This window comes from Methylobacterium sp. J-090, from assembly GCF_022829345.1.
GTDB lineage: Bacteria > Pseudomonadota > Alphaproteobacteria > Rhizobiales > Beijerinckiaceae > Methylobacterium.
The window spans coordinates 20,137-27,149 of record NZ_JAKSXV010000071.1 but is presented as its reverse complement, the minus strand read 5'-3'; the positions used below and the strand labels follow the sequence as shown (position 1 = coordinate 27,149).

Below are 7,013 nucleotides of genomic sequence, written 5' to 3'. Positions count from 1 at the left end.
GGCTACCAGCCGCCTGCGCCAGAGGTCCTCATCTGGCCAACCGAACCGAGCGGATCAGTGCCGTCCGCTCGCCCTGCCATCGTCACGCGACCGACGATGCACTAACTTCGAACATGGGCCACCGAACGGGGGCAGGCCACTGCGGCGGCAGCGCGTGAGCCTCGATCAATCGCTGGCCGTGATCCCGCTCGCCCTCGATGCGCGCCCGGGCCGCGCATGAGGCTGTCGACATCACGGTAAATCGCTGGGGCTTTCGATGGCGATGACGCATAGTCAGCCATCATGGGAGCCGATCTTCTCGACCGCCTTCTCGTCACGCTCGCGGTGCGCCTGCGGTCGTTCTCCGTCTGCACTATACAGCGCGGATGGCGCCTTGGTTTCAGCCCGTTCGAGGCGATCACCGTCCACTACGTTCTGCGCGGAACCGGGAGCCTCCGGGTCGGGCAAGGACCGTGGCGGTCCTTCGCGCCGCACACCATCATCGTCGTGCCGGCTGGGCATTCGCACAGCCTCGGCGCTGCCGAGGACTGCGTCGGTGAGGTCCGCGCCGAGGATCACTGCGTCCTCCACGGTGACGGATTGATCTCGTTCACGGCCGGTGACGGGAGCCCCGATGCGCTCTTCGTGTGCGGCCAGATCGCCGACACCCATACCGGGGCGATGGGTCTGTTCGAGTTGTTTCAGGCCCCCATAGTGGAGACCTTTCCCTCGGATCCGGCGCTGCGTTACGCCTTCGATCTCATGCTCGCCGAGGTCGTGAGCCCCAACCTCGCGACACAGGCGATGACGGAGGTGCTGATGAAGCAGTGCCTCATCATCCTCCTGCGCCGGCATCTGGCGGCGGGCGACTTCACGTCTCCGATCCTGACGGCCCTACAGGACCCGAAGCTCGCCCGCGCCGTCCTGACGGTCCTCGAACAGCCGGGTGCGCGGTACTCCGTCGACAGCTTGGCGGCCCTCGCGGGCATGAGCCGAACCAGCTTCGCGGAAGGGTTCGCCGCGGCCTTCGGACAAGGCCCGATGGAGTTCGTCCAGAGAGTCCGCCTCCGGATCGCCGCCCGTCTCCTCAGCGGCACCGACCTACCGGTGAAAGTCATCGCCGCTACCGTCGGCTACGCGAGCCGGAGCGCGTTCAGCAAGGCGTTCGAGGTCGAGTTCGGGACCGCGCCGAGCCAATTCCGTCTCGTGGGCGGAATGGACGAAGGCGAGCCGGAGCGCATCGAGAGCGAGCCCCCCATAGAACCGACCTGATCCCGTCACGACGCCGAGTAGCCCCGCCTCGGTGCTCCATCGTTCGGATCGCGTCCGCGAGCGTTCGATCCGAACTAGCGTCCGGGAACCGTCGAAGTCGGGTGGTCTTGGCAATGTTCAGTGGGGGTAAACAAACGGTGACCGGTCCTCGGTCGTGCCATTGCTCCCGCCCCGAGGAATGATCATGGTCGATGCGAGCGCCTTCTACCTTCGCTACAGCCCCGACGTCGAAACCATCGCCGACGACGAGGCCGAGACGGCGCAGGGCCTGATGGAGACGATGCGCTCGGTCAGCGAGAAGACCCTGGCGGATGGAGGCCATGCGATCCGCAGCGTCCACGCCAAGAGCCACGGGTTCCTTGAGGGCGAGCTTGAGGTGGCCTCGGGGCTTCCGTCCATCCTGGCACAGGGCCTGTTTTCCAAGCCGGCGACCTATCCCGTGATCATGCGCCTCTCGACCCTCCCCGGCGATATCCTCGACGACAGCGTCTCGACGCCCCGCGGCCTCGCAGTGAAGATCATCGGCGTCGAAGGTGAGCGGCTGGAAGGGTCAGAAGGGGACGTCACCCAAGACCTCGTGCTGGTCAACGGACCTGCCTTCGGCGCGCCGACGCCGAAGGCCTTCCTCGCCACCCTGAAGCTGCTCGCGGCCACGACCGACAAGGCGCAGGGCTTCAAGAAGGTCGTCTCGGGCGCGATGAGGGGCGTGCAGGAGCTCATCGTCTCGACCACCGGTGCGCCCAACGCCACCGTCGCGACGATGGGCGGCCAGCCCGAGACCCACATCCTCGGCGAGACCTTCTACAGTCAGGTGCCCGTGCGCTTCGGCGATTACGTCGCCAAATTGTGCGTGGCGCCGGTCGCGCCCGAACTGACGGCCTTGACCGACAAGCCCTTGGCGGAGGACGGAGGCCCGAAAGCCATACGGGAGGCGGTCGTCGAGTTCTTCCGTGCCAATGGGGGGCTTTGGGAGGTCAGGGCGCAGCTCTGCACCGGCCTCGACGATATGCCGGTCGAGAACGCCGCCACGGTCTGGCCCGAGAGCGAGAGCCTGTACCAGACTGTGGCGCGGATTAGGGTGAAGCCGCAAACAGCCTGGAACGAGGCCCGGTCGAGCGCAGTCGACGACGGCCTGTCGTTCAGCCCCTGGCACGGGCTCGCCGCGCACCGGCCCCTCGGCGGCATCATGCGTTCGCGCAAGCAAGCCTACGAGATGGGCAAGCGCTTCCGCGCCGAGCGGAACGGCACAACCATCTCGGAGCCGCGTGAGGCGATCAACCTCCCGTAGAGCGCAACAGGGCGCAACGGCCTTGGTGCTTTATACGCAAGCGGCAAGCTAAACGGCCGCTTGCGGGTATTGCGTCGGGAAGCCCGAACGACTGGGTGGGGTCGAAAGGAGCCCTGCATTACGGGTACCAAACGTCGGATTTCGCCCGGCAGGTAGGCGGATGCGGCCCATCCAGGCCACCGTTGACCCTCAAGCTGCCTTGACGATAGGAAGCTCGTCGACCCTGGTCGTATAGCGCGGCGACCGCATCTCGAACTTGGTCGACCATTCGCGCTTCGGGGCGAAACCGGCGGCGCCCGAGACAACCGCCCCGCGCCCGAAGCGGCGGTTGCAGGCGTCGAGCGCCTCCATCAGGGCGGCCCCCATCTCGCGGTCGAGTTGGCCGAGGCCGGGAAAAGTCCGCTGGGAGGCAGCCAGCGGCATCAGGTCGGTGGTGACGACCCCGGCCTTGGAATAGCGGAACCCGTCCCGCCAGGTTTTCCGGATGCCGTGCAGTGCGGCCTTCACGAGGGCCATGGTGTCGTTCGTGGCCTCTGTCAGCGTGACGACCGTCGAGACCGATCGCTGCGGCCGGTCGCGGTCATGCTCCGAGGTGTGGAAGAAGACCGTGACGTGGTTGGTGGCCAACCCCTCGCGCCGGAGCTTCTCCCCGAGCCGCGACGCGTGGGTCGCGACGGCCTGCTCCATGGTGGCGATGTCCTCGACGCGCCCGGAGAACGACCGGGTCACCGCGCATCCCTTCCGGGTCGCGGCTATCGTCTCCAGGTCGAGGCAGGCCATGCCGCGCAGTTCGTGGACCAGGCGCTCGCCCACCACGGTCATCGTCTTGCGGGCGACCCTCGGATCGAGGTCGCGGACATCGGCGGCGCTGTCGCAACCGATGGCCTCCAGCCGACGCGCACTGGCCGGTCCGACGCCCCAGATGTCGGCGACCGGAACCCGGATGATCCAATGGTCGTACTGCTCCGGGTCGGTCAGGTCGCAGACGCCGCCGAGCCCGGGGTTTTTCTTGGCTATGTGGTTGGCGAGCTTGGCCAGCGTCTTGGTCGAGCCGATGCCGACGCAAGTCGGGATGCCCGTCCACGCCCGCACGGTCGCCCGCATGTCCCGGCACAGGGACGCTCGGTCCCGCTCGCGCACATCCGAGATGTCCAAAAAACTCTCGTCGATGGAGTAGATCTCGATGCGAGGCGAGAAGTCCCGGTAGACCGCGTTCACACGGGTCGACATGTCCCCGTACAGGGCGTAATTCGAGGAGTAGACCCGCACCCCCTGCTGCCGGCACATGTCGCGGATCTTGAACCAAGGCTCGCCCATCCTGATGCCAAGGGCCTTGGCCTCGGGGGTCCGGGCAATCGCACACCCATCGTTATTGGACAGCACGATCACGGGCAGGCGCGCGAGGCGGGCGTCGAACACCCGCTCGCACGAGCAGTAGAAGCTGTTGCCATCGGAGAGGGCGTAGGCCCGGGCACTCATTCGCAGCGGCGCCGGGCGCACACGGAACCAGAAACGACACCCCAGACCTCAACGAGGGCGTCGGGCGCCAGGCTGAACTCGGGGAAGCGGGGGTTGGCGAAATGGAGGGTGACCCGGGGACCATGACGCTTCCAGACCTTGAAGGAGCGCTCCCCGTCGATGTCGACCACCACGACGTCGCCGGTGCGCGGGGTCAGGGACCGGTCGACCACCGCCAGGTCGCCGTCGTGCAGGTGGGCGAGCACCATGCTGTCGCCGGCGACCCGGACGAGGAAGGTGGCCGGTCGGTTGACGATGAGCAGGCGCTGGAGGTCGATCTCCTCCTCGACGAAATCGTCCGCCGGGCTCGGGAAGCCGGCCCGGACGGGGGTCGCCAGGAGGGGTACCGGCATGGGGTAGCCGATGACGATGTCGATGGCCTGCATGATGCTCCTCCGAATCCACGTTACGAACAAACCATGAACGGATTTGACGCGTTCCGTCCAGCGGTCACGCTTGATCGGAGGCCACGATTTGGTGGGGCGCCTCGTTTCCTTAACATCGGCGGCAGGCGGTGGTCCGCCTTCGTTTGATCCCCGTTGCCTGTCGGATGAACCTCAAGGCTGCCATCACCGGGCCGCCCAGGCCGATAGATTCCCGGTGAGCCGAGTAGCCGGACGACCCTCAACGACGATGGGCCAGTTCCATCGGAAAGCTCAGGTCGGCCGTCCCGTCCCGCGCGAGGAGCTCTTTTGGGGGAGGACCGAACGGAGCCGCCGCCATGACCGCCGCCAGGGCGCTCTCGTCGGTGCGGCGCGAGCCGGATCCACGTTCGACTGAGACGTCCCGCAACGTCCCATCGGCAGCGACGACGACGCGAACCTCGACGACGACAGGGCGACGCTTGCCCGGGGTCGGACGGGTGACTTCCACGGCAGTGGCCACCTTGGCCACGAGGGCCGAGAGCCATTCCCGAACCTCGGGCGTGACGCGGGTTTGGGCCGATGCACCCGCCGGAGTGAGGAACATGAGGCAGAGCCAGAGACCGAACGCCGTTCGACGGACGGGCATGGCTGTCCTTGGCTGCATGCCCGATGCGCTCCCAAGTCCGACGGCCGCCATTGCGCCGCCCCAATTTCCAGGCGGTTCACCCGATGTCAGATTTCGCATGTTCGCCATCGTCGACCCTGCCGGAACAAGCGCCCGCGGCGCAACCTGCCGCGTGGTCCGCCGTCTTCTCGCTGTCCTTCGGGGTCTTCGGGTTGGTCACGGCCGAGTTCCTGCCCGTAAGCCTCCTGACGCCCATGGCGGCCGATCTCGGCGTGTCCAACGGCGCGGTGGGACAGGCGATGACCGCGACTGCAGTGGTCGCCGCCTGCGCCGGACCGCTCCTGGTCCTCGGCTCGGGCCGTCTCGACCGCCGCTCCATCGTATGGACGCTGATGGCCCTCCTCGCGGTCTCCAGCGTACTCACGGCCTTCGCGACCGGCATCACGATGCTCCTGCTGGCCAGAGCTCTTCTTGGCTTCGCCCTGGGAGGCTTCTGGGCGATGATAGCCTCGCTCGCCCTACGTCTCGTAACTCCTTCCGACGTGCCCCGCGCCATGTCGATCATCGTGATGGGCGTGTCGCTCGCCACCGTCGCGGCGGCTCCCCTCGGAGCTGCGCTCGGGGCGTTCTGGGGCTGGCGGGCGACGTTCCTCCTCGCCTCCGGGCTCGGCGTTGCTTCGCTTCTCGTTCAACTCGCAGTCCTTCCTCGGATGCCTTCGGCGGGTGCGCCGGGCATCGCCTCGTTCCGTGCGGCACTGACGCTGCGGCCCGTGCTGATCGGGCTGACGACGGTCATCATCGTCGTCTCCGGCCATTTCGCTGGTTTCACTTACATCAGGCCGTTCCTTGAGGCCGTGCCCCGGTTCGAGGTGTCGACGGTCTCGCTGACGCTCCTGGCCTTCGGAATCGGCGGCTTCTTCGGCAACGTTGTCGCAGGCACGATCGCGGCGCGAAGCCCGGCCTGGGCCGTCGGTAGTTCGGCGCTTCTCATCGGAGCCGCCACGCTCGCGCTCGCGCTTCTAGGGTCGTCCCCGTTCGTCTCCTTCCTCGCCACGACCATCTGGGGCGTTGCGTTCGGTGGGTTCCCGGTCTCGACCTCGATCTGGAATGCCCGCGCCGCGCCCGACCTTGCGGAAAGCGCGGGCGCACTCTTCTCGTCCTCGTTCCAGGTGGCGATTGCGAGCGGTGCCGTTCTCGGGGGCCTCCTCGTCGACGGAACCGGGCCAAGGGGCGTCATCATCTACGCCTGCATTGCCGTCGTCCTAGGTGCCACGGTGATGCTCACGATTGGCAGGGCAACCGAACGGGCACGGATTTAATACCGGGCCGGACGTATGCCCCCCCACCCCGTAACCCCGGGTCAGGCGTCGACCACCACGACTGCCGGGCATCGGACCATTTGTGAGGCTTGGGCGTTGACCATCCCATAAACGTCGACGATCACAGACTGAAGGATCCGCGACGGTAGGCGGTGCAGCGGTCCCAGGCGCGATATGGTCCTTATAGAGCCTTCGATGAGCGGGCCGCGACCGCGGTCTAGGTTTTGTCCGCCTGGCCGTCGTTCTTGCCGCGCGGTTTTCCATCTTCGTCCAGGGCCACGTAGGTGAAGACTCCCTCGGTGACCTTTTCCGGTTCACCCCCCGTGCGGTCCCTGGCCCAGACCTCGATCCTCACGCCCAATGATTTCTCGCCGTCCTCCTGCAGTCTGCAGTAGCAACTGACCTCGTCGCCCACCGCAATCGGGCGCAGAAAGCGCATGGCGTCGATGCTGACGGTCGCGACGCGGCCCTTCGTCCGCTGGGCGGCGAACGTGCCGCCTGCCAAGTCCATTTGCGACACCGTCCATCCGCCGAAGATGGCACCGGCGGCATTCGTGTCACGTGGCATGGCGATGGTGCGTAGGTGCGGTCCATCGGAGAGGCGTGGGATCGTGTCGCCCATGTGAGATGCTCCGAGGCAGCGAACG

Annotated in this window: 7 protein-coding genes; 3 read left to right on the top strand and 4 right to left on the bottom strand. The window is 66.9% G+C overall.

Translation table 11 applies throughout. The features are described from left to right. The first annotated feature begins 282 nt into the window (after positions 1-282). Together MKK49_RS11245 and MKK49_RS11240 are read left to right on the top strand one after the other, a co-directional pair. Positions 283-1,251: an AraC family transcriptional regulator gene (locus MKK49_RS11245; RefSeq protein ID WP_244028390.1), complete on the top strand. Its 969-nt coding sequence runs from the start codon at positions 283-285 to the stop codon at positions 1,249-1,251. 184 nt (positions 1,252-1,435) lie between these two features. Further along, positions 1,436-2,539, top strand: coding sequence for a catalase family protein (locus MKK49_RS11240; RefSeq protein ID WP_244028388.1), 1,104 nt, complete (start codon positions 1,436-1,438; stop codon positions 2,537-2,539). Positions 2,540-2,728: 189 nt separating this feature from the next. Here the strand turns inward: MKK49_RS11240 and MKK49_RS11235 are convergent, their stop codons facing one another. The 3 genes from MKK49_RS11235 to MKK49_RS11225 all read right to left on the bottom strand — a co-directional run bounded on the left by MKK49_RS11235 (position 2,729) and on the right by MKK49_RS11225 (position 5,068). Next, entirely contained in the window at positions 2,729-4,018 is a 1,290-nt protein-coding gene (locus MKK49_RS11235) for a Y-family DNA polymerase (RefSeq protein ID WP_244028387.1), read from the bottom strand. Continuing rightward, entirely contained in the window at positions 4,015-4,443 is a 429-nt protein-coding gene (locus tag MKK49_RS11230) for a LexA family protein (protein ID WP_244028385.1), read from the bottom strand. The genes MKK49_RS11235 and MKK49_RS11230 overlap by 4 nt, the downstream gene beginning before the upstream one ends. A gap of 238 nt (positions 4,444-4,681) precedes the next feature. Next, a complete protein-coding gene (locus MKK49_RS11225; protein WP_244028383.1) occupies positions 4,682-5,068 on the bottom strand; it encodes a TonB family protein in 387 nt (128 codons plus the stop codon). An 83-nt stretch (positions 5,069-5,151) separates the two neighbouring features. On the opposite strand from MKK49_RS11225, the gene MKK49_RS11220 reads away from it, so the two are divergent. Then, positions 5,152-6,366, top strand: coding sequence for an MFS transporter (locus MKK49_RS11220; protein ID WP_244028382.1), 1,215 nt, complete (start codon positions 5,152-5,154; stop codon positions 6,364-6,366). A 217-nt stretch (positions 6,367-6,583) separates the two neighbouring features. Here MKK49_RS11220 and MKK49_RS11215 read toward each other — a convergent pair whose 3' ends face one another. After that, on the bottom strand, positions 6,584-6,988 hold the full coding sequence (locus MKK49_RS11215; RefSeq protein WP_244028380.1) for an acyl-CoA thioesterase: 405 nt from the start codon (positions 6,986-6,988) through the stop codon (positions 6,584-6,586). Between the last annotated feature and the right edge of the window lie 25 nt (positions 6,989-7,013).

Coding starts and splice junctions, on each gene's coding strand:
- MKK49_RS11245 (WP_244028390.1), top strand. CDS start 283: ATGGGAGCCGATCTTCTCGACCGCCTTCTCGTCACGCTCGCGGTGCGC.
- MKK49_RS11240 (WP_244028388.1), top strand. CDS start 1,436: ATGGTCGATGCGAGCGCCTTCTACCTTCGCTACAGCCCCGACGTCGAA.
- MKK49_RS11235 (WP_244028387.1), bottom strand. CDS start 4,018: ATGAGTGCCCGGGCCTACGCCCTCTCCGATGGCAACAGCTTCTACTGC.
- MKK49_RS11230 (WP_244028385.1), bottom strand. CDS start 4,443: ATGCAGGCCATCGACATCGTCATCGGCTACCCCATGCCGGTACCCCTC.
- MKK49_RS11225 (WP_244028383.1), bottom strand. CDS start 5,068: ATGCCCGTCCGTCGAACGGCGTTCGGTCTCTGGCTCTGCCTCATGTTC.
- MKK49_RS11220 (WP_244028382.1), top strand. CDS start 5,152: ATGTCAGATTTCGCATGTTCGCCATCGTCGACCCTGCCGGAACAAGCG.
- MKK49_RS11215 (WP_244028380.1), bottom strand. CDS start 6,988: ATGGGCGACACGATCCCACGCCTCTCCGATGGACCGCACCTACGCACC.